The sequence below is a fragment of the Frigidibacter sp. ROC022 genome, assembly GCF_024723735.1.
GTDB lineage: Bacteria > Pseudomonadota > Alphaproteobacteria > Rhodobacterales > Rhodobacteraceae > SLM-1.
The window spans coordinates 145,745-164,254 of sequence record NZ_JANQDU010000002.1 but is presented as its reverse complement, the minus strand read 5'-3'; the positions used below and the strand labels follow the sequence as shown (position 1 = coordinate 164,254).

25 protein-coding genes and 2 pseudogenes are annotated in these 18,510 nt (G+C 66.4%); 20 read left to right on the top strand and 7 right to left on the bottom strand.

All coding sequences use genetic code 11. The annotated features are described in order from the left end of the window. Nucleotides 1-274: 274 nt before the first annotated feature. The 5 genes from NUW50_RS07515 to NUW50_RS07495 all read left to right on the top strand — a co-directional run bounded on the left by NUW50_RS07515 (nucleotide 275) and on the right by NUW50_RS07495 (nucleotide 3,382). Nucleotides 275-796, top strand: a complete 522-nt coding sequence (locus NUW50_RS07515) for a crossover junction endodeoxyribonuclease RuvC (RefSeq protein ID WP_258288487.1) — start codon at nucleotides 275-277, stop codon at nucleotides 794-796. Next, nucleotides 793-993, top strand: a complete 201-nt coding sequence (locus tag NUW50_RS07510; protein ID WP_258288486.1) for a hypothetical protein — start codon at nucleotides 793-795, stop codon at nucleotides 991-993. Before NUW50_RS07515 ends, NUW50_RS07510 begins: the two co-directional genes overlap by 4 nt. Next, a complete protein-coding gene (locus tag NUW50_RS07505; RefSeq protein ID WP_258288485.1) occupies nucleotides 986-1,414 on the top strand; it encodes a DUF6362 family protein in 429 nt (142 codons plus the stop codon). Before NUW50_RS07510 ends, NUW50_RS07505 begins: the two co-directional genes overlap by 8 nt. A gap of 418 nt (nucleotides 1,415-1,832) precedes the next feature. Beyond that, nucleotides 1,833-3,164 (top strand): site-specific DNA-methyltransferase, encoded by a 1,332-nt coding sequence (locus tag NUW50_RS07500; protein ID WP_258288484.1) that lies wholly within the window; start codon nucleotides 1,833-1,835, stop codon nucleotides 3,162-3,164. Next, nucleotides 3,161-3,382 (top strand): DUF7220 family protein, encoded by a 222-nt coding sequence (locus NUW50_RS07495; RefSeq protein WP_443135094.1) that lies wholly within the window; start codon nucleotides 3,161-3,163, stop codon nucleotides 3,380-3,382. Before NUW50_RS07500 ends, NUW50_RS07495 begins: the two co-directional genes overlap by 4 nt. Here NUW50_RS07495 and NUW50_RS07490 read toward each other — a convergent pair whose 3' ends face one another. The 4 genes from NUW50_RS07490 to NUW50_RS07475 form a co-directional block, all read right to left on the bottom strand. Further along, complete coding sequence (locus NUW50_RS07490; RefSeq protein WP_258288483.1) at nucleotides 3,383-3,961, bottom strand: PIN domain-containing protein; 579 nt, start codon at nucleotides 3,959-3,961, stop codon at nucleotides 3,383-3,385. Further along, complete coding sequence (locus NUW50_RS07485) at nucleotides 3,958-4,413, bottom strand: helix-turn-helix domain-containing protein (RefSeq protein ID WP_258288482.1); 456 nt, start codon at nucleotides 4,411-4,413, stop codon at nucleotides 3,958-3,960. The genes NUW50_RS07490 and NUW50_RS07485 overlap by 4 nt, the downstream gene beginning before the upstream one ends. A 144-nt stretch (nucleotides 4,414-4,557) precedes the next feature. After that, nucleotides 4,558-5,073 (bottom strand): DUF3489 domain-containing protein, encoded by a 516-nt coding sequence (locus tag NUW50_RS07480; RefSeq protein ID WP_258288481.1) that lies wholly within the window; start codon nucleotides 5,071-5,073, stop codon nucleotides 4,558-4,560. A gap of 96 nt (nucleotides 5,074-5,169) precedes the next feature. After that, nucleotides 5,170-5,442 (bottom strand): hypothetical protein, encoded by a 273-nt coding sequence (locus NUW50_RS07475; RefSeq protein ID WP_258288480.1) that lies wholly within the window; start codon nucleotides 5,440-5,442, stop codon nucleotides 5,170-5,172. A gap of 114 nt (nucleotides 5,443-5,556) precedes the next feature. On the opposite strand from NUW50_RS07475, the gene NUW50_RS07470 reads away from it, so the two are divergent. From NUW50_RS07470 to NUW50_RS07425, 10 genes and pseudogenes are all read left to right on the top strand, one after another. Then, a complete protein-coding gene (locus NUW50_RS07470) occupies nucleotides 5,557-6,153 on the top strand; it encodes a hypothetical protein (protein WP_258288479.1) in 597 nt (198 codons plus the stop codon). Continuing rightward, nucleotides 6,104-8,098: a phage terminase large subunit family protein gene (locus tag NUW50_RS07465; RefSeq protein WP_258288478.1), complete on the top strand. Its 1,995-nt coding sequence runs from the start codon at nucleotides 6,104-6,106 to the stop codon at nucleotides 8,096-8,098. The genes NUW50_RS07470 and NUW50_RS07465 overlap by 50 nt, the downstream gene beginning before the upstream one ends. Before the next feature lie 2 nt (nucleotides 8,099-8,100). Continuing rightward, nucleotides 8,101-8,307: a phage head-tail joining protein gene (locus NUW50_RS07460; protein ID WP_258288477.1), complete on the top strand. Its 207-nt coding sequence runs from the start codon at nucleotides 8,101-8,103 to the stop codon at nucleotides 8,305-8,307. After that, nucleotides 8,307-9,905 (top strand): phage portal protein, encoded by a 1,599-nt coding sequence (locus NUW50_RS07455; protein WP_258288476.1) that lies wholly within the window; start codon nucleotides 8,307-8,309, stop codon nucleotides 9,903-9,905. Before NUW50_RS07460 ends, NUW50_RS07455 begins: the two co-directional genes overlap by 1 nt. Continuing rightward, entirely contained in the window at nucleotides 9,845-10,474 is a 630-nt protein-coding gene (locus tag NUW50_RS07450; RefSeq protein ID WP_258288475.1) for a hypothetical protein, read from the top strand. The genes NUW50_RS07455 and NUW50_RS07450 overlap by 61 nt, the downstream gene beginning before the upstream one ends. A gap of 6 nt (nucleotides 10,475-10,480) precedes the next feature. Continuing rightward, nucleotides 10,481-11,099 (top strand): annotated as a pseudogene (locus NUW50_RS21510) (phage major capsid protein); the annotation flags it as partial. 71 nt (nucleotides 11,100-11,170) lie between these two features. After that, nucleotides 11,171-11,506 (top strand): DUF2190 family protein, encoded by a 336-nt coding sequence (locus tag NUW50_RS07440; protein WP_258288473.1) that lies wholly within the window; start codon nucleotides 11,171-11,173, stop codon nucleotides 11,504-11,506. Continuing rightward, complete coding sequence (locus NUW50_RS07435) at nucleotides 11,506-11,817, top strand: head-tail joining protein (protein ID WP_258288472.1); 312 nt, start codon at nucleotides 11,506-11,508, stop codon at nucleotides 11,815-11,817. Before NUW50_RS07440 ends, NUW50_RS07435 begins: the two co-directional genes overlap by 1 nt. A 29-nt stretch (nucleotides 11,818-11,846) precedes the next feature. Continuing rightward, nucleotides 11,847-12,314 carry a hypothetical protein gene (locus NUW50_RS07430; protein ID WP_258288471.1) on the top strand — a complete coding sequence of 156 codons (468 nt, stop codon included), beginning with the start codon at nucleotides 11,847-11,849 and terminating at the stop codon, nucleotides 12,312-12,314. 93 nt (nucleotides 12,315-12,407) lie between these two features. Then, on the top strand, nucleotides 12,408-13,004 hold the full coding sequence (locus NUW50_RS07425; protein ID WP_258288470.1) for a DUF6441 family protein: 597 nt from the start codon (nucleotides 12,408-12,410) through the stop codon (nucleotides 13,002-13,004). A gap of 6 nt (nucleotides 13,005-13,010) precedes the next feature. Here the strand turns inward: NUW50_RS07425 and NUW50_RS07420 are convergent, their stop codons facing one another. Continuing rightward, a complete protein-coding gene (locus NUW50_RS07420) occupies nucleotides 13,011-13,589 on the bottom strand; it encodes a hypothetical protein (protein WP_258288469.1) in 579 nt (192 codons plus the stop codon). 54 nt (nucleotides 13,590-13,643) lie between these two features. On the opposite strand from NUW50_RS07420, the gene NUW50_RS07415 reads away from it, so the two are divergent. The 4 genes and pseudogenes from NUW50_RS07415 to NUW50_RS21505 all read left to right on the top strand — a co-directional run bounded on the left by NUW50_RS07415 (nucleotide 13,644) and on the right by NUW50_RS21505 (nucleotide 15,723). After that, nucleotides 13,644-14,063, top strand: coding sequence for an acyl-CoA transferase (locus NUW50_RS07415; protein ID WP_258288468.1), 420 nt, complete (start codon nucleotides 13,644-13,646; stop codon nucleotides 14,061-14,063). Nucleotides 14,064-14,087: 24 nt separating this feature from the next. Then, a pseudogene (locus NUW50_RS07410) lies at nucleotides 14,088-15,026 on the top strand (phage tail tube protein). Next, nucleotides 15,026-15,481, top strand: a complete 456-nt coding sequence (locus NUW50_RS07405) for a hypothetical protein (protein WP_258288467.1) — start codon at nucleotides 15,026-15,028, stop codon at nucleotides 15,479-15,481. The pseudogene NUW50_RS07410 and the gene NUW50_RS07405 overlap by 1 nt, the downstream one beginning before the upstream one ends. Beyond that, nucleotides 15,478-15,723 (top strand): DUF7697 family protein, encoded by a 246-nt coding sequence (locus NUW50_RS21505; RefSeq protein ID WP_443135104.1) that lies wholly within the window; start codon nucleotides 15,478-15,480, stop codon nucleotides 15,721-15,723. Before NUW50_RS07405 ends, NUW50_RS21505 begins: the two co-directional genes overlap by 4 nt. Here NUW50_RS21505 and NUW50_RS07395 read toward each other — a convergent pair. Together NUW50_RS07395 and NUW50_RS07390 are read right to left on the bottom strand one after the other, a co-directional pair. Beyond that, nucleotides 15,694-15,984, bottom strand: coding sequence for a HigA family addiction module antitoxin (locus NUW50_RS07395; protein ID WP_258288465.1), 291 nt, complete (start codon nucleotides 15,982-15,984; stop codon nucleotides 15,694-15,696). The genes NUW50_RS21505 and NUW50_RS07395 overlap by 30 nt on opposite strands. An 11-nt stretch (nucleotides 15,985-15,995) precedes the next feature. Beyond that, on the bottom strand, nucleotides 15,996-16,277 hold the full coding sequence (locus NUW50_RS07390) for a type II toxin-antitoxin system RelE/ParE family toxin (protein ID WP_258288464.1): 282 nt from the start codon (nucleotides 16,275-16,277) through the stop codon (nucleotides 15,996-15,998). 87 nt (nucleotides 16,278-16,364) lie between these two features. Between NUW50_RS07390 and NUW50_RS07385 the strand changes: the two genes are divergently transcribed. Then, nucleotides 16,365-18,509 carry a phage tail tape measure C-terminal domain-containing protein gene (locus NUW50_RS07385; RefSeq protein ID WP_258288463.1) on the top strand — a complete coding sequence of 715 codons (2,145 nt, stop codon included), beginning with the start codon at nucleotides 16,365-16,367 and terminating at the stop codon, nucleotides 18,507-18,509. Nucleotide 18,510: the final 1 nt, after the last annotated feature.

Below are 18,510 nucleotides of genomic sequence, written 5' to 3'. Positions count from 1 at the left end.
AGACCCTCGCGCGCGCGGGAAAGGGGAGCATGACACACATACCCATTGAAAAAACTGAAATATGGAAAGAAGATGATTCTTGTATATCTTCCAATGGCTTGCAGCCCCACTTCCTTCAAGTGGAGGGACTGAAGCCGTTGAAGAAATCCTTGGGCGCTCACCACGCCCCGACCATGCCTCTGACCCGATCTCGCGATCCCGGTCCGGGCGCGCGTTCTGCCCCTCGATCCAGGCAGGCGTGGGCCTCGGCCGATCACTCGAAGAGGAGGTCGTCATGGACCGCTCCCCACACATCGCCCCGGCGCCTTCCAAGGTCGCCGGCACTCTCGACCGCTGCATTCTCGCGCTTGATCTCGGCACCAGCACCGGCTGGGCGCTGCGCGCTCCGGACGGGTTGATCACCAGCGGCACCGCGAGCTTCAGGCCGGGCCGCTATGACGGCGGCGGCATGCGGTACCTGCGCTTCACCAACTGGCTCACCGAGATCGACCGCTTGTCCGGTCCAATCGCCGCCATCTGGTTCGAAGAGGTGCGCCGCCATGCCGGAACCGATGCGGCCCACGTCTACGGCGGCCTCATGGCCACGCTGACCGCGTGGGCGGAACTGCGCGGCGTGCCTTACGAGGGCGTTCCCGTCGGCACGATCAAGCGGCATGCCACCGGCAAGGGAAACGCGCCGAAGGAGGCGATGATCGCGTCCGCGCGCGCCCGCGGCTTCAGCCCCGCCGACGATAACGAGGCCGATGCCATCGCGATCGTCGTTTGGGCGATCGAGACGAATGGAGGTGTCGCATGAGGTGGCATCCCAAGGGCTACGGCGGCCGTCGTCGCGACCCCGAGCAGGTGAAGCGCGAGGGTTGGCAGGAGCAGGGAGTGCTGGCGGTGTCGGTGGATGATGACCGGCTGACCTGGCCTGAACGGGAGCTCGTTCGCCAGTTGGGCGAACGGCTCTACGGACCGCGTGCTGCCGACGATGGAGGGTGCCATGAATAAGTGGACACCCTCCCTTGTCGAGGCCCGCCTGGCCGAGGCGGCCTTCGTGCTCAAGCGCCTGCCCGAGCCGCGACGGCAGGGCTATTTCAGCACATGGCCTGAGGTCATCCACTCCTTCGCCGACAAGGTGGGGCAGAAGCCGAAGCCCATGCGTGTGCTGCCCTCGCCGCAGGCGATCAGCCGGATGGAAGAGACGCTGACCTGGACCGCCTGCCTTGATCCCGTCGATGGCAAGATCGTCTGGATGCGCGCCCATGGCGAGCGCTGGAAGACCATCTGCTGGACCGTCGGGCTGCAACGCTCGGCCGCCCATCAGCACTGGCTTTACGGGCTCTGCGTCATCTCGCTGAAGCTCAACCGGCGTTGGTTCAACCGCAACCTTTCGAAACGGCGCGTGATCGAACTGGCCCGTGGTGCGTAACCCTGCGCGCCACAGGGAAAGATGTGCGGCGGACACTTTTCGACGGGACAGAAAGGCCTCTCCCGGGCTAGAAATCGGATAAGCTCGGGAGAGGCGCGTGCGGGACGGACCGAGGCGCCGGCTTCCAGAGTCCACCGTGGGGTCCAGCCGGGGTCCATCTCGCCAACCCTTTGAATTCAATGGTTCCTTCCTGGCGGATATGTATGCTGGCGGGCTTGGCTCGGGATTTCGCCAGCGACAGGGCCGAATTTTTGGGAAGCCACCCGGAATCCGGATCCACCCGAGCCGCACGCAAACCCCAATAAACACTGGCCCTCTGGCCGGATGCCCTGGATGCCGCTGGACCCCGCCTGGAGTCCAGCGCGGAATCCGGTGTCCGGAGTCCAGCTGGCATCCACCACTCACGGAACGCTCGTTCATGACGCTGACCTTCGCCCCCGATAAGGTCGAGATGTGGCCCCTGACCAAGCTCCAGCTCTACGCGAAGAACGCGAAGGTGCACGGGGCCGACCAGGTCGCGAAGATCGCCGCCAGCATGGCCGAGTTCGGCTGGACCGTGCCGTGCCTCGTCGCGGACGACGGGGAGCTGATCGCGGGCCACGGCCGGGTGCTGGCCGCGACGCAGCTCGGGCTGACCGAGGCGCCGGTGATCGTGCTGGGGCATCTGACCGAGGCGCAGCGGCGGGCCTACCGCATCGCGGACAACAAGCTGACGGAACTCGGCAGCTGGGACGAGGCGCTGCTCTCGTCGGAACTGCAGGACCTGCTGGCCGAGGATTTCGACCTGTCGCTGGTCGGCTTCTCCGATGGCGAACTCGACAAGCTGCTGGCGCTCGATCTGGACGGGGACGGTGAAGATGGAGGTGGCACCGGGGGCTCCGTGCCGCCGGTGACCATCCCCGAGCCGCCGCGCAACCCGGCATCGCGCACGGGAGATCTCTGGCTCCTCGGCGATCACCGGCTGCTCTGCGGCGACGCCACCAACCACGAGGATGTCCGCCGGCTGATGAATGGCGAGCGCGCCGTGCTGTTCGCCACCGACCCGCCGTATCTCGTAGACTACGACGGCTCGAACCATCCGACCCGGAACAAGGACTGGTCGGCCTCCTACGGTACCACCTGGGACGACAGTTCGCAGGGAGCCGAGCTCTACGACGGTTTCATCGCCGCCGCCGTGGCCGAGGCGATCACCGAGGACGCGGCCTGGTACTGCTGGCACGCCTCGCGCCGCCAGGCGATGCTGGAAGAGTGCTGGGAAAGGGCGGGCGCCTTCGTGCACCAGCAGATCATCTGGGTGAAGGACCGCGGTGTTCTGACCCGCTCGCACTACCTCTGGAAGCACGAGCCCTGCTTCATGGGCTGGCGCCGGCCGCACCGCCCGCCAAAGGTGGCAGAGGAAACGCTGCCCTCGACCTGGGAGATGCCGTCCTTCGCCAAGGACGAACGCCCGGATCATCCGACGCCGAAACCGCTCGACGCCTTTGGCATCCCGATGCGCCAGCACGTCGCCCGCGGCGGGCTCTGCTACGAGCCGTTCTCCGGCTCCGGCTCGCAGATCATGGCGGGCGAGGCGAACGGTCGTCGCGTCTACGCGATGGAGATCAGCCCGGCCTATGTCGATGTCGCCGTGGAGCGCTGGCAGGCCGAGACGGGAAAGAACGCGATCCTGGATGGCGACGGTCGAACCTTCGCCGAGGTGAAAGCCGAAAGGCTCGATCTGTCACCGGCAGACAAGGAAGCCGCGGCATGAAGCAGAGCCGTGCCATGTCGCTGGTTGAGGCTGTCGTCAACGTGGCGGTGGGCTACGGTGTCGCCGTTGCGACGCAGATCCTGATCTTCCCGGTCTTTGGGCTGCACACGACGCTGGCGCAGAACCTGAAGATCGGCGCGGTTCACGGTGGTGAGCGTCGCGCGTTCCTTCGCTCTGAGGCGGCTGTTCGAGGCGCTAAGGGTGCGATCCGTTCATAGTCAGATGAAGTCGCGGTGTTCACGTACTCGCGCGGCGAGTTTCGGAAGGCCCTTCGCCGTCAGATCGAGGATGAATTCGGGCGGTGAAAAGGGCGGGTTGTCGTAGAGTTCCCGCAAGCTCCGGAGCACAGCGAGTGCTTCTGACGGATAGAGATCAAATGTTCGCGAGAGAAATTCGTCGGCGTCAATCGCTTCAATTTCGAATTGCTCGAGGAGGTCCGCAGGAAAGTCGGCCAGGTTCTCGGTCACAATGTGTTGTGCGCCGCATTGGATGGCGGCGGCAAGAACGTGGCGGTCATCCGGGTCTGGCAGGTTCAGCGCCGGGATCAGTGGCTCGTACCCCGTGACGATCGCCTCCGCGAAGTGTACCTGCATCGCGCGTTGCTGCGAACGGATGCTATCTTCGAGATGTGGTTTCTGTTCGAGAAGGTTCCGCGTCCACTCGTCGAGGATTTGTTCTGTCCACCGGCCGCGGAACAGACCGGCGTGATAAAAGCGCAGGAGAACGTCCCGCTTCCGGAATGGAAACAGGACGTTGGCATCAAGGATGACGACAAAGCGATCGGCGACGTGCTTCAAGACGCTTCGAACTCCTGTCCCAAGCGTGCGAGATCATCCAGCGCCGCTGTCCGTGCAGCATCACGACGCGCTTTGTAAGCCATGAGATCGGCATGCATCACGCGCCGATGCGAGCCCACCGGAATGAACGGAATCTCGCCCTCCTTGAGTAGCTTGCTCAGATATGGACGTGACACATTCAGGATGTCTGCGGCTTGCTGAGTTGTGAGCATGGCGCCGGTAGGAACGAGTGTGACCATGTCGCCGCGCGCGACGTGACCCAGTAGATCGATCATCAGGTCGGCGATGGCGGGGGCCAATCTCACCGGCTCGCCGTTCTCGCTGTGGATCACCAGCGCACCGTTCTCGGCGCGCGCGTTCGCAAGGGCAGTGGCGGCTTCCGCCGCACTTGCAATCTCTTCGTGCGTTGGAAGACGGCGTGTCAGGTCAATCACTTCCGCGGTGTTGTCCATCTCGGCCTCCATCTAGGGGTTGTCTCAATGGTGTAGATAACGACGCAAGCTGCCTCCGACAAGTGAAATAACCGAAACAAGTGAAAATAGTGTAACTAGGCGGGCCGCTCGAGGGACGCCCGAACGGCCCGAGCTTTCTGGGGATCAGCCAGGAATTCTGTAGACGCGCCCGCGCCCCTCGATCTTCTCGGAGGTAATGGTCAGGCCGAGCTTCTTCTTGAGCGCGCCGGACATGGCCCCGCGAATGGTGTGGGGTTTCCAGCCGGTGGCTTCGACGATCTCGTCGATGGTGGCGCCGCTCTCGGCGCGGAGCATTTCGATCAGCTGCGCCTGCTTGGTGCCCTTTCGGTGCTGGACCGGCGCGGATGGCATCTCGGTCGGCGGTGTCTCGTCCTGTTCGTCCGTCATCCCGAGGGTGCGGTAGGCCAGCGGGGTGGCGCGCAGCGTGATCGGTCCACGCTTCTCATCATGCCGCCAGACGGTGTTGAGGTCGGTCGCCGGGATTTCCTCGATCAGCCCGTGCTTCAGGAGGCTCTTGCAGACATTGCCTACAGCGCCGCCCTTGAGGTTGGCGGTGACAGGGAAGATTGCCCCGTCCTCGCGCGCACAAGCGGTAGACAGGATGATGGCTTGGGCATCGGAAAGCTGGATCTGTGTCATGGGATCGTCTCCGTGTTCGAGGCCCGCGACATGCGGCACCTTCTACGACCCCAAGCCGCGCAGGGTGCGCGGCGGGAGCTCCGGCGATGCCGGAGATCAGCGGGCGTGCTCGCCCTCGCCGAAGGCGCTGTCGGTGATGCGCTTCAGGAGGCTTGCGTAGTGTTCGAGGGTGCCGACCATCGCCCAGCCCACCTCGTCGGGGCGGCAGTTGAAATGGTCATCACTGAGCGCCTGCAGGCGGGCGAGCATCTCGTCGATCTCGGCCTTCTTGCCGATGAAGGCGGCCAGCGCCGCCTCCCGGTTGCGGCGCGCTTTCTCGGCGCGGGCCTCAAAGCGCGGGGTGGTGATCGGGTTCAGGCGCGTGGTCATCGTCTTGGCTCCTTGGCTCGAGTTGCATCGTCGTCGTGGGATGAACGTTCGCTCCACGCGCGGCGCTTATCAACTCGATAAACACATGATTTCGAATGATAATCTGGGTTGGCGATGCGGGGCATGAGCGAGCGCCAGTATGCCGCCCATGTCGGGCTGTCGCGCGGTGCGATCCAGAAGGCCAAGGCCGCCGGCCGGCTTGTTCTGCACGAGGATGGCAGCATCGACGCGGCGGCCTCCGACCGTCTCAGGGCGGAGGCGACCGATCCGTCGAAGACCAGGAAGGCGCCGAAGGAGCAGAAGCTGAAGCCGGTGCCCGAAGCCGCGGTGTCGGCCGTCGGCGACACGCTCAGGGAACAGGGCCTCGCGGCCCCCGCAGCGGGCGGCGGCATGACCTTCCTGCAGGCGAAGACGGCGCACGAGGTGCTGAAGGCGCAGGAGCGGCGGATTCGGCTGGCGAAGCTGAAGGGAGAGCTCGTCGACCGCGACCGCGCCACGACGCTGGTCTTCCGGCTCGCGCGCGAGGAACGCGATGCGTGGGTCAACTGGCCGGCGCGGGTGGCCGCAACGATGGCGGCGGAGTTGACGGCCTCCTGCAGCGAAGCGGCAAGCCACGAGGTGACCATCGAGGTGGCGGCCATGCAGAAGGTTCTGGAGGCCCATGTCCGCGCCCATCTCGAGGAACTCGCCCAGCCCCGGATTGCCCTCTGAGGATATCACCGCCTTTGACGGGGCCGAGGCGCTGCTGCGGGCCTGGGGCCGCGGGCTCACGCCCGATCACTGGCTGACCGTCTCGGAATGGGCGGACAGGCATCGCTGGCTGAGTTCGCGCGCCAGCGCCGAGCCCGGCCGGTATCGCACCGAGCGCACGCCCTACATGCGCGCGATCATGGACGCGCTCTCACCCGGCGATCCGGCGCAGCGGGTGGTGTTCATGAAGGCCGCACAGGTCGGCGCGACGGAGGCCGGCAACAACTGGATCGGCTTCGTGATCCACCAGGCGCCGGGGCCGATGCTGGCGGTCCAGCCGACGGTGGAACTGGCCAAGCGCAACTCGCGCCAGCGGATCGACCCGCTGATCGAGGAAAGCCCGGCGCTGAAGGAACGCGTCCGCCCGGCGCGGGCGCGCGACAGCGGCAACACGCAGCTGTCCAAGGATTTCCCGGGCGGCGTGCTGGTGATGACCGGCGCCAACTCGGCGGTGGGGCTGCGCTCGATGCCGGCGCGCTACGTCTTCCTCGACGAGGTCGACGCCTATCCGGCCTCGGCCGACGAGGAAGGCGACCCGGTGGGCCTCGCCGAGGCGCGCTCGCTGACCTTCGCCCACCGGCGCAAGGTCTTCCTGGTCTCGACGCCGACGATCCGCGGCGTCAGCCGGATCGAACGGGAATACGAGGCGAGCGACCAGCGCCGCTTCTTCGTGCCGTGCCCGCATTGCGGCGCGATGCAGTGGCTGCGGTTCGAGCGGCTGTGCTGGCAGAAGGGCAAACCGGAGACGGCAGCGTACCACTGCGATGCCTGCGACCAGCGGATCGAGGAACACCACAAGCCGGCGATGCTGGCGGCGGGCGAGTGGCGGGCGACGACGGAGGCTCGCGATGCGCGGACGGTGGGGTTTCATCTCTCGGCGCTCTATTCGCCGCCGGGGTGGAAGAGCTGGGCCGACATCGCGCGGGACAAGGAGGCGGCGGCTGGGTCCGACGAGGCCGAACGGGTGTTCCGCAACACGGTGCTGGGCGAGACCTGGATCGAGACGGGCGACGCGCCGGACTGGCAGCGCATCGCCGAGCGGCGCGAGGACTGGCCGGCGGGCACGGTTCCCGCGGGCGGGTTGTTCCTGACCGCCGGCGCCGACGTGCAGAAGGACCGGATCGAGGTCGATGTCTGGGCGTGGGGCCGTGGACTGGAAAGCTGGCTCGTCGATCACGTGGTGATCGAGGGTGGCCCGGCGCGGCCCGAGGCATGGGAGGCGCTGACCGATCTGCTGGGCCGCAGCTGGCGGCATGCCGGCGGCGCCGAACTCAGTCTCGCGCGGCTCGCCATCGACACGGGCTACGAGACGGCCGCGGTCTACGCTTGGGCGCGCTCGGTCGGCTTTGCGCAGGTGGCGCCCGTGAAGGGTCTCGAAGGCTTCAACCGGGCAAGCCCGGTTTCGGGGCCGACTTTCGTCGACGCTACGGCGGGGGGCAAACGCTTGCGTCGCGGCGCAAGGCTCTGGAGCGTGGCGACCTCGACCTTCAAGGCCGAGACCTACCGCTTCCTGCGGCTGGCGCGGCCGACGGCGGAAGAACTGAGCAAGGGTGCGGCGTTCCCCCCCGGCACGGTGCATCTGCCCGGCTGGGCCGACACCGAGTGGATCCGGCAGCTGACGGCCGAGCAGCTGGTGACGGTCCGCAACCGCCGCGGCTTTGCCAAGCTCGAATGGCAGAAGATCCGCGAGCGCAACGAGGCGCTGGATTGCCGGGTCTATGCCCGGGCCGCCGCCTGGATCGCGGGCGCGGATCGCTGGCCCGAGGCGACATGGGCCGATCTCGAGGCGCAACTCGGGGTTCCGAGCGGGATGGACAGCCCGGCCGGCCGGATCGGGCGGCCAGACGCGGCCCCGCAAGGCAAGCGCCGCTCCGACTGGCTCGGGCGGCGGGAAGGATGGTTCTGAGCATGGCCGACTGGACAGAGGCTGAACTGGCCGCGCTCCGGCGCGCCTATGCGAGCGGGACGACGCGGGTGAGCTATGACGGCAAGACCGTGGACTACGGCTCGGCCGAGGACCTGCTGGGGCGCATCCGTACCATCGAGCGCCAGATCGCAGGCACCACGACGCGACCCATCGCGGGCTTCGCCGGCTTCTCGCGCGGGGATCGCTGATGGTCTCCTGGTTCGACAGGGCCATCGCCTCGGTCGCCCCTCGGGTCGCCACGCGGCGCGTGCTGGCGCGACAGGCTTTCGAGGGGCTCGCGCGCTCCTACGAGGGTGCGGCCCGTGGCCGGCGCACCGACGGCTGGCACGCGCCGGGATCCTCGGCGGACGCCGAGATCGGCCGCGCTGGTGCGCTGTTGCGCGACCGGATGCGGGAACTCGTGCGCAACAACCCGCACGCGGCCAAGGCGGTCTCGGTGCTGGTGAACAACATCGTCGGCGCCGGGATCATGCCGCGCGCGGCAAGCGGGGACGCCGCGCTCGACCGCGAGGTGGACCGGCTCTTCGATCTCTGGGCGCGGGGCTGCGACGCGGATGGCCAGCTCGACTTCTACGGGCTGCAGACGCTCGCCTGCCGCGAGATGGTCGAGGCCGGGGAGGTGCTGGTGCGCCGCCGGCCTCGCCGCCCCGGCGACGGCGTCATGCCGCCCGTGCCGCTGCAGCTGCTGGAGGCCGACTTCCTCGACGCCACCCGCAACGGCGCGATCGGGTCTGGACAGGCGGTGCAGGGGATCGAGTTTGACGCGCTCGGTCGGCGTCGGGCCTACTGGCTCTTCGGCTCCCATCCGGGCGACGCGACACTCAGCCTGAAGGGCAGGCTGACCAGCCGACCAGTTCCGGCCAGCGAGATCGCCCATGTCTACGAGAAGCAGCGCACGCAGGCGCGCGGGGTGCCCTGGGGTGCGCCGGTGATCCGCGCCCTGCGTGACCTCGACGACTACGAGGTGGCCGAGATCGTGCGCAAGAAGACCGAGGCCTGCGTCACCGCCATCGTCTTTGGCGACGAGGAGGCGCAGCAGGGCATCGCGCCCGCGGTGATCGACGCCGACGGCAACCGTGTCGAGCAGTTCGAGCCCGGTCTCATCGCCTACGCGCGCGGCGGCAAGGACATCCGTTTCAACCAGCCGGCGGCCACCGGCGGTTATGGCGAATACAAGCGCGCGAGCCTGCACACCATCGCGGCCGGGTTCCGCGTGCCTTACGAGTTTCTGACCGGGGATCTCAGCGAGGTGAACTACTCGTCGATCCGCGCAGGGCTCGTGGAGTTCCGCCGGATGATCGACGCGGTGCAGTGGCAGCTCTTCATCCCGATGTTCTGTGCGCATGTTTGGCGCTGGTTCACCGAGGCCGCATGGGCGGCGGGGCGGATCCCGACGCCGGACGTGCCGGTGGAATGGTCACCGCCGAAGTTCGAGGCGGTCGATCCGCAGATGGACGCGATGGCCGACCTGCTCGCCATCCGCTCCGGCACGATGACGCTGGCCGAGGCCATCGCCCGGCAGGGCCGCAACCCCGACGCGGTGCTGGCCGAAATCGCCGCCACGAACGAGAAGCTCGACGAGCTGGGTCTCGTGCTCGACAGCGATCCGCGCCGCGTTGCCAAGAATGGCATGGTGCGGTCGAATGGCGCACAGAACAAGATCTCCAGCATTGACTGCAGTAAATACTGCAGTATATATGGAGCACATTTTAGCAGGAGGCTCGAATGGAAAGGCCAATCGCTTTCAAAGTGCTACCTTTTGAAGATGGTAAGCTGTTCCGTATGAAGGCGGAACCAATTGATGCTGCCTCGATCAAGGGGACTACCGTGGCACCAGCCGTTGTCGTCGCTCGAAAGGCGGCGATCCTAGGCGAGATGGAAACCGGAATTTTCGATGCCGAAGATATCTTAGCGATAACGGATGGAGATTGGACAAACGCAATATTGATTGTGGTCAACCAAGATCAAAGTGATGAGCTTGTCGCTCCGTTGTCGCAAGAGATGCAAAATAACGACGCGGATTTTCTTGATTCAGTGCGAAAATTGGAGCCATCCTTGGCAAAACTTGCTGAAGCGACGGTGGCGGAAGTCCGATCCCAAGGGGTCGAGGGGAAGCTAGTCGAGAAATCCAAAGGGCGGTGGGTCAATTCACCAATAAACAGCTTTACGCTTAAGGCGCAGCCTCGCAAAAAAAATTTACAATTCACGCTTTACGGTAACCCTTCCAGCTACGAACACGGAGGCTTCCTTCGCCCAGATCAAAACAGCTATTCTCGTGGTTGGGTCGAAACTGAGGATGACGTCAAGACGTTCGCGGGTCTGGTTTTCCAAGCTCACAGTCGTAAGAAAAGATAACTTCGGGGCAACTCCATCGCCCAACTGGAGTCGGACGTGGTCTGGGGCATCATCACCTCGAACCCGGCCATGGCCGATGGCACGGCGCTGTTCCATGCCAGCCACAAGAACCTCGCCGGGACCGGCACGGCGCTCGGGGTCGACAGCGTGGGCGCGGCGCGGGCGGCAATGCGCAAGCAGACCGGGCTCGACAAGAAGACCGTGCTGAACATCCCCGGGGCTCCGCCCGTTCACGCCTCGAACCGTCCACTGGACGGTTCGCCGCCATGCGAACCGGCGTTCACCCTTCCTGATCGTGCCGGCCGCGCTGGAGTTGAAGGCCGAGCAGCTGGTCGCCCAGAACCTCGTGCCCGCCCAGAGCGGCAACGTCGTGCCGCAGTCGATCCGCACGCTCACGCCGCTTGCCGAGCCGCGGCTGGATGCGGCGGGCGACAAGGCCTGGTATCTCGCGGCCTCGCCGAACCAGATCGACACCATCGAATACGCCTATCTCGAGGGCCAGCAGGGCGCCTATATCGAGACGCGCAACGGTTTCGACGTCGACGGCGTCGAGATCAAGTGCCGCCTCGACTTCGGCGCCAAGGCCATCGACTGGCGCGGTCTCTACAAGAACCCCGGCGCCTGAGCCGGGCCATCCCCTGAAGCGTGGGCGGTCCTGGCGGGCCGCCCTTCGTCTTTCCGCGAAAGGAATGCGCGATGAAGAACTACGTCCAGCCCGGCAATACCCTCACCCTGACCGCGCCCCATGCCGTGGCCTCTGGCGATGGCCTGCTCGTGGGCTCCATCTTCGGCGTGGCCGCCGGCGATGCCGAGAGCGGTGCCACCGTCGAGGCCGCGCTCACCGGTGTCTTCGATCTCATCAAGGTCGGCTCGCAGGCCTGGGCCGTCGGCGACAAGGTCTATTGGGACGATACCAACAAGCGCTGCACCACGGTCGCCACCGACAACACCCTCATCGGCGTGGCGGTCGAGGCGGTGGCGGGCGGCGCCGGCGACACGACCGGCCGGGTGCGTCTGAACGGCAGCTTCTGATGACCGCCTTCGCCGCCGCTCTCGACGCGCTCTTCGCTGACGCGCATCTCGCGCGCGATGTGGTCTATACGGCGGAAGGCGGCGCGCCCTCGCTGGTCCGGGCGATCCTCCGGCGGCCCGACGACGTCACCGGCTTCGGTGAGGCCCACATCTCGTCGCAGACCACCCGGCTGGATCTGCGCCTCGCCGAAGTGGCGAACCCGAGGCCCGGCGACCGCATCGAGATCGACGGCGATGCCTTTCTCATTCAGGGCGAACCTGTCCGCGACCGCGGGCGGCTGGTCTGGACCGTGGAGCTGTGCCCGGCATAGAAAGGTTCAAGTCCAGTCGGGAGGGGCAGATGCGACACGAATGGAGCCGTTTGAACCATCTGCAACTCGGCCGCTACGCCGAGTATTTCACCAAGATGCAGTTCGTGCTGCTAGGCCTCGACGTCTATTCTGCCGAGGTCGACGACCGCGGTATCGATTTCGTGGTGCGGCAGGAACCAGGCAGATACTGGGATGTGCAGGTCAAATCCGTTCGGAACCTGAATTATGTGTTCGTCAGGAAGGACGTTTTCCGCCTGAGAAAAAACCTCCTGCTCGCCCTCGCTCTTTTCGAGGAGGACCGGGAGCCAAGCCTGTATCTCATTCCGGCCTCACGCTGGGAAGAACCGGACGGACTTTTTGTCGATCGTGATTATGACGGAAAGACCAGCAAACCTGAGTATGGCCTGAACCTGTCTCGCAAATGGCTTCCTGAACTTGATTCTTTCCGTTTCGAGCATTCCGGCACCAGCATATTCGGTATCAGTGCCCCCACCTGATCGTCCTGCACGGGTTCCATGAAGCTGAAGCTCGCCATTGAGGTGGACAAGATTTGGTGAAGTGGACCAAGTCTCCACCGAAGGCCTGATCTCGTGGCCGCCATGGCGGCCGAGGTGAAGGCCGGAGAGAAGGCCGTGACCGCCGCCATGCGCGAGGCCGGGACAGGGCTCAAGACCGCCTGGCGCGGCCAGATTACCGGGGCGGGGCTCGGACGACGCCTCGCGAACTCGATCCGCAGCCAGACCTATCCGAAGGCTGGCGAGAGCCTGAACGCCGCGGCGCTGGTCTGGTCGAAGGCTCCAGTCATCGTCGGCGCGCATGACACTGGCCCCCTGATCCGCTCGAAGGACGGGTTCTGGCTCGCGATCCCTACCGAAGCCGCCGGCCGTGGCCTGCGCGGCGGCAGGATCACCCCTGGCGAATGGGAGCGACGGCGCGGCCTGCGCCTGCGCTTCGTCTATCGCCGCCGGGGCCCGAGCCTGCTGGTGGCAGAGGGAAGGCTGAACAGCCGGGGGCTCGGTGTCGCTTCACGCTCGAAGACCGGCCGCGGTCGCACGACGGTGCCGATCTTCCTGCTGGTCCCTCAGGTCAAGCTGCCGAAGCGGCTCGATCTGGACCGTGACGCAGAGCGAGCGCTCGACAGCGTGCCGGGGCTGATCGTGGCGAACTGGGTGGAGGTCAGGCTGTAGCTTCGGCTAATCGACGACGTGAGTTGGCCACAACGCTTCAATGTGACGATAGACGTCGACTAGGATGAATTTCTCGCGGCCCACAGCGTCTTTGAGCTCCTTGGGAAATTTTGCCATGGTCTCGTAATCCGGAAGAACTACGAATTGAACCTGATTGTGTTCAAAGTGGAAATCGTGTGGAACGCGCCACTCTCGCTCATGTGCATAGTCGATCGTCTTTCCACCGAGCTGCTTGGAGTATTTCTCCGTCTTGGGGCGATATCCGGGCCAGAACGGTGTGACGAAGGTCTTCACATGATCGTCCCACTGCTGTTTTTCCCAATGGTCTGCGCGGACGTAGTACGCCGGACCGCCTCCGGCAGCGAATACATGCGGCTTGGTGAAGCCTAATCCGAACGGAGAATAATGGCGAACGTGCTTCAGGAGGCTCGACCATGGACATTCCGTGAAACAGACCGCGGGATTGCCAGTCCAAGGGATGCCACTAGCCTTTAGCGTCTTTTCTTCCAGCATTTTAATGAGATTTTCGAAAGGCTTCTCGCCATCACCCTTCGTGAAATGCGCCACAAAATCTGAATCGCTCATCTGTCATTCCCGCTGCAATCCGCTCATCGCAGAAGCTAACTTCGACATCAGACGATGCCCACCCCTCGTGAAACTATTCTCGCCGCGCTGCACGCGCGGCTCTCGGCGCTGCCCGCCACCGCGCTCCGCGGCGACGTCCTGCCCGAGCGCGTGCCGGCCGAGGGGCTTCTGATCCTGCGCGACGGCGAGCCGGGGGAACCGGATGTCACGCTCTCGCCGCTCGCCTACCACTACCAGCACCGCGCCGGGATCGAGGCGGTCGTGCAGGGCGCCGACCGTGACGCCGCCTTCGACACGCTGACCGCCAGCATTGGCACGGCGCTCGCCGCCGACCGCACGCTGGGCGGGCTCTGCGACTGGGTCGAGGCGGAAGCGCCGCGACCCGTTGATCTACCGGTTGAAGGCGCGGTCAGCCTGAAGGCCGCGGTCATTCCAGTGGTGTTGCACTATTCGACAGCCGATCCGCTGACCTGATCCAACCGACCACAGGAGACCACCATGGCACGAGCCCAGGGGGCGCGGGCGCTGATGGCGCTTGCGTTCGAGACGACCTATGGCACGCCGCCCGCGAGCGGCTTCACGAAGATGCCCTTCGCCAGCACGACGCTCGGGGCCGAGCAGCCGCTCCTGAACTCCGAGCTTCTCGGCTACGGCCGAGATCCGCTGGCACCAATCAAGGACGCGGTGACAACTGACGGCGATGTGGTCGTGCCGATTGATGCCGAGACCTTCGGCTTCTGGCTGAAGGCGGCGTTCGGCGCGCCGACCACGACCGGCACCGGCCCCTGGACGCACGAGTTCCAGTCCGGCGCCTGGACGCTGCCCAGCATGTCCATCGAGACCGCCATGCCGGAGGTGCCGCGCTATGCCATGTATTCCGGCTGCGTCCTCGACCAGCTGACCTGGTAGATGCAGCGCTCGGGGCTCTTGACCGCCACGGCCCGGCTGGTCGCGCAGGGTGAGACGGTGAGCACGACGACCAGCGCGGGAACCCCGGCGGCGCTGGATCTGAAGCGCTTCGGGCATTTCAACGGGTCCATAACCCGAAACGGCACGGCGCTTGGCAACGTGGTCTCGGCCGACATCACCTATGCCAACAACCTCGACCGGATCGAGACCATCCGCAACGATGGCCGCATCGACGGCGCGGACCCGTCCATCGCGGCGCTCACCGGCTCCATCGAGGTGCGGTTCGCCGACCAGACGCTGGTGACGCAGGCGTTGGGTGGCGACCCCTGCGAGCTCGAGTTCGCCTACAGCCTGCCGTCGGGCGAGAGCTTTACCTTCACGGTTCACGCCGTCTACCTGCCGCGTCCCCGCATCGAGATCTCCGGGCCGCAGGGCGTGCAGGCGACGTTTGATTGGCAGGCCGCGCGCGACAGCGTGGCCGGCCGGATGTGCACCGCCACCCTGATCAATGACATCGAGGAATATTGATGCTGACGCTCGACCTGACCAACGCGCCCCGCTGGCACGATCTTGCCCCCGGCGTGAGGGTGCAACTGCGCCCATTGACCACCGCGCTGATGGTGGCGACGCGCAGCGATCCGGCCGTGGAAGCCGTGCCCGAGGACGCCTCCGACGAGGAACGCGCCGTTGCCTTTGCCAAGGCTCTGGCGCGCCGGGCCGTGCTGGCCTGGGACGGCGTCGGCGATGCGGAGGGGAAGCCCATCGACCCGAGCCCCGAGGCGATCGACGCGCTCATGGACGTCTGGCCGATCTTCGAGGCGTTCCAGCTGACCTATGTCTCCAAGGGCCTGCTGCTGGAGCAGGAAAAAAACGCCTCCGCGCTCTCGCCGAATGGTCCTTCGGCGGGGGCGAGCGATACTGCCAAGCCTGCGCACCCTACGAGGGCCGCGAGCAAGCCTGCCCGGACTGCCCGGCGCGGCTGAACCGGCCGCTGACGCTTGAAGGCTGGCAGGTCTGGGATCTCGTCGGCCGCCTCGGCGGTCAGCTGCGCGCGCTGCCCGGCGCCGTCGTCGGCTGGGACATGACCGCCGCGCTGGCCCTCGGCCGTGCGCTCGGCGTGCCGCCGCTCGTCATGGCTGAACTGTTGCCCATCATCGAGGCGGTGATGGTCGCCAAGCTCAACGAGCAGGTGGCGTCAGGCAGCCTCGAGAGGCGTGATGTCTGAGACATCGATTGTCTTGCGCGCCTGCGCCAGATCCCATGCGCGCTGCAGGTTCATCCAGTATTCCGGGGTCGTCCCGAAGAACTTCGCGAGCCGGAGTGCCGTGTCCACGGTGAGCGCGGTTTCGCCCTTTACCAGCCGCTCGATCCGGGTGCGCGGCACATGAAGGCGCTTGGCAAGCGCGATCGGGCTCATATCGAGCGGGCCGAGATAGAGCTCGGCCAGGACCTCGCCGGGGTGAGAGGGGTTCTTCATCATGCTCATGTCGTACCCTTTCAATGATAATCGACGATTTCGACATCGGCCGGTCCCTGGTCCGTCCACACGAAGCAGATGCGCCACTGGCCATTGATACGCACCGAATGCTGTCCGGCCCGGTCGCCCTTCAGTTCCTCGAGGTGATTGCCCGGTGGAAACCGGAGATCCTCGAGCACCACGGCGGCATCGAGAGCCGACAGCATTGCACGCGTTCGCTTGACCAGGTCGGCGGGGAAACCCTTGCCGAACCGGTCTGCCACCGCGTTCGCCGCGAGCTTGCCCTTCGTGCTGACGATCATGGGGGTATGTATCACGTCGTGATACATATTTCAAGGGGCGCGTGCCAGGGTCTCCCGGGCTGACGACATCTCAAGAGGAACGCCAACATGGCAGAGAAACGGGTTAGCGTCCGCCTTGCCGCGGTCGGCGGGCGGCAGGTGCGTGCCGAACTGGAAGGCGTGGGTGAGGCGGGCACCCGCGGCTTCGGGCGGCTCAGCCGCGAGATGGAGGCGGCGAACGCGCGCCTTGCGTCGTTCGCGCGGCGGGCCAGGGTCGCGGCGGCGGCCGCGGTTGCAGCCGCCACGGCGGCCGGCGTGGCCATGGTCCGATCGGGTCTCCAGACCGTCGATGCGCAAGCCAAGCTGGCGCAGTCGCTGGGGACGACGGTCGAGAGCGTCCAGGTGCTCGAGCGCGCCGCCGAGCTCAGCGGCAACTCGATGGGCGAGCTTGAAGCCGGCTCGGCCCGTCTCACGCGGCGCCTGTCGCTCTTTGCCGCCGATGGTGGCGGCCCGGCGGCAAAGGCGATCGAGCGGCTCGGCCTCAATGCCGAAGACCTGCTGCGCCTGCCGCTCGACCAGCGCATCGCCGCCGTGACGCAGAGCATCCGCGAGAATGCCTCGGCCGCCGAGCAGGCGGCGCTGTTCAGCCAGCTGTTCGGGGACAGGGCCTTCGTGGCCTTCCAGCGGCTGGATACGGCGACGCTGCGCCAGGCGGCGGAGGACGTGAGCGCGTTCGGTGTCGCGGTCTCGGAGCAGGACGCCGACCAGATCGAGCGGACGAATGACGCGCTCTCGCGGCTGGGGCTGATCTGGCGCGGGCTGTCGAACCAGCTGGCGGTCGTCGCTGCGCCTGCACTTGAAGCGATTGCAGACGCCATGGCGGCGCTCGCCAGCCGAACCGGCCCGCTGGGGCAGGCAATCTCGGGGCTGTTCGACAACATCGGCCGCCTTGCCACCCAGGCCGCGACCTTCGCCGCCTTCCTCGCTGGCCGATGGGTCGCCGGGCTGGCCGCCGCCGCGCTTTCGGTCCGTGGTCTCGCCACGGCGCTGGTTGTCCTGCGCGGCGCGCTGGTGCGCACCGGGATCGGCGCGCTGATCGTCGGGGCAGGGGAGCTGATCTACCAGTTCGCCAGGCTCGTGCGGGGCGCGGGCGGTTTTGGCGAGGCGCTGGAACTCATGGGCAATGTCGCTGGCGCGGTCTGGGACGGGATCAAGCTCACCGTCAGCTCCTTTGTCGATGACTTCCGCGCCATGCGGGCCGATATCGAGGGGATCTGGCTGCGGCTCATGGCGTTTCTCTCGCAAAAATGGGCTGACTTTCTTGCCCGGATCGGGCCGACCTTCAACGCGGTCTCGGAGCGGATCGGAGCAGAGGCCCGGATCGATGTCTTCGGGGCGCAGAGCTATGCCTCTTACCTCGAGCACGCCGCGAGCAATGCCGGCCATCAGGCCGATGCCCTGCGTGCCCGCGCGGCCGAGACCCGCGCCCATGCCTTCGACGGCGTGCGTACTGCGGTGGATGCGCTGCGGGCGGCGATGCGGACGAGCGGAGAGGATGGTGCGGGCGCGCTTGACGAGGCAGCCGCCGCCGCGGATCGGGTCGCGGATGCCCTCGATACCGCCGATCAGTCCGCGCGCGCCGCCGGCGCGACCAACGTGGAGAGTGCGGACCGGGCGGTGACTGGCTGGCAGGCGGTCACGGAGGCGTTGTCGGACTATGCCGGCAAGGCGCGCGAGATCGGCGGGGACATCGGCCAGAGCCTCGTCAGCGCCTTCCAGTCGGCCGAGAACGCGGTGGGCGAGTTCGTCAGGACCGGCAAGCTGAACTTCAGCGATCTCGTCACCTCGCTGCTGGCCGATCTCGCCAAGCTCGGGGCGCGCCGCTTCATCCTGGGATCGATCGCGAACGCGCTCGGCGGCATCCTTGGCGGTGCGGGTGGGATATTCGCGGACGTCCTGCATGGCGGGGGCGTGGTCGGCTCGGCCGGGGCCGCGCGGATGGTTCCGGCCATGGCCTTCGCCGCCGCGCCCCGGATGCATTCCGGCGGAACACTCGGCCTGCGCCATGACGAGGTGCCGGCCATCCTGCAACGCGGCGAGCGGGTGCTCTCGCGGCGCGAGGCGCAGGCCTTGGGTGCGGGCGGCGTCACCATCAACATCAATGCCCGCAACGCCGAGAGCTTCCGGCAGTCGCGCACGCAGATCGCGGCCGACATTGCCCGCGCGGTCTCGCTCGGGCGCAGGGGACTCTGAG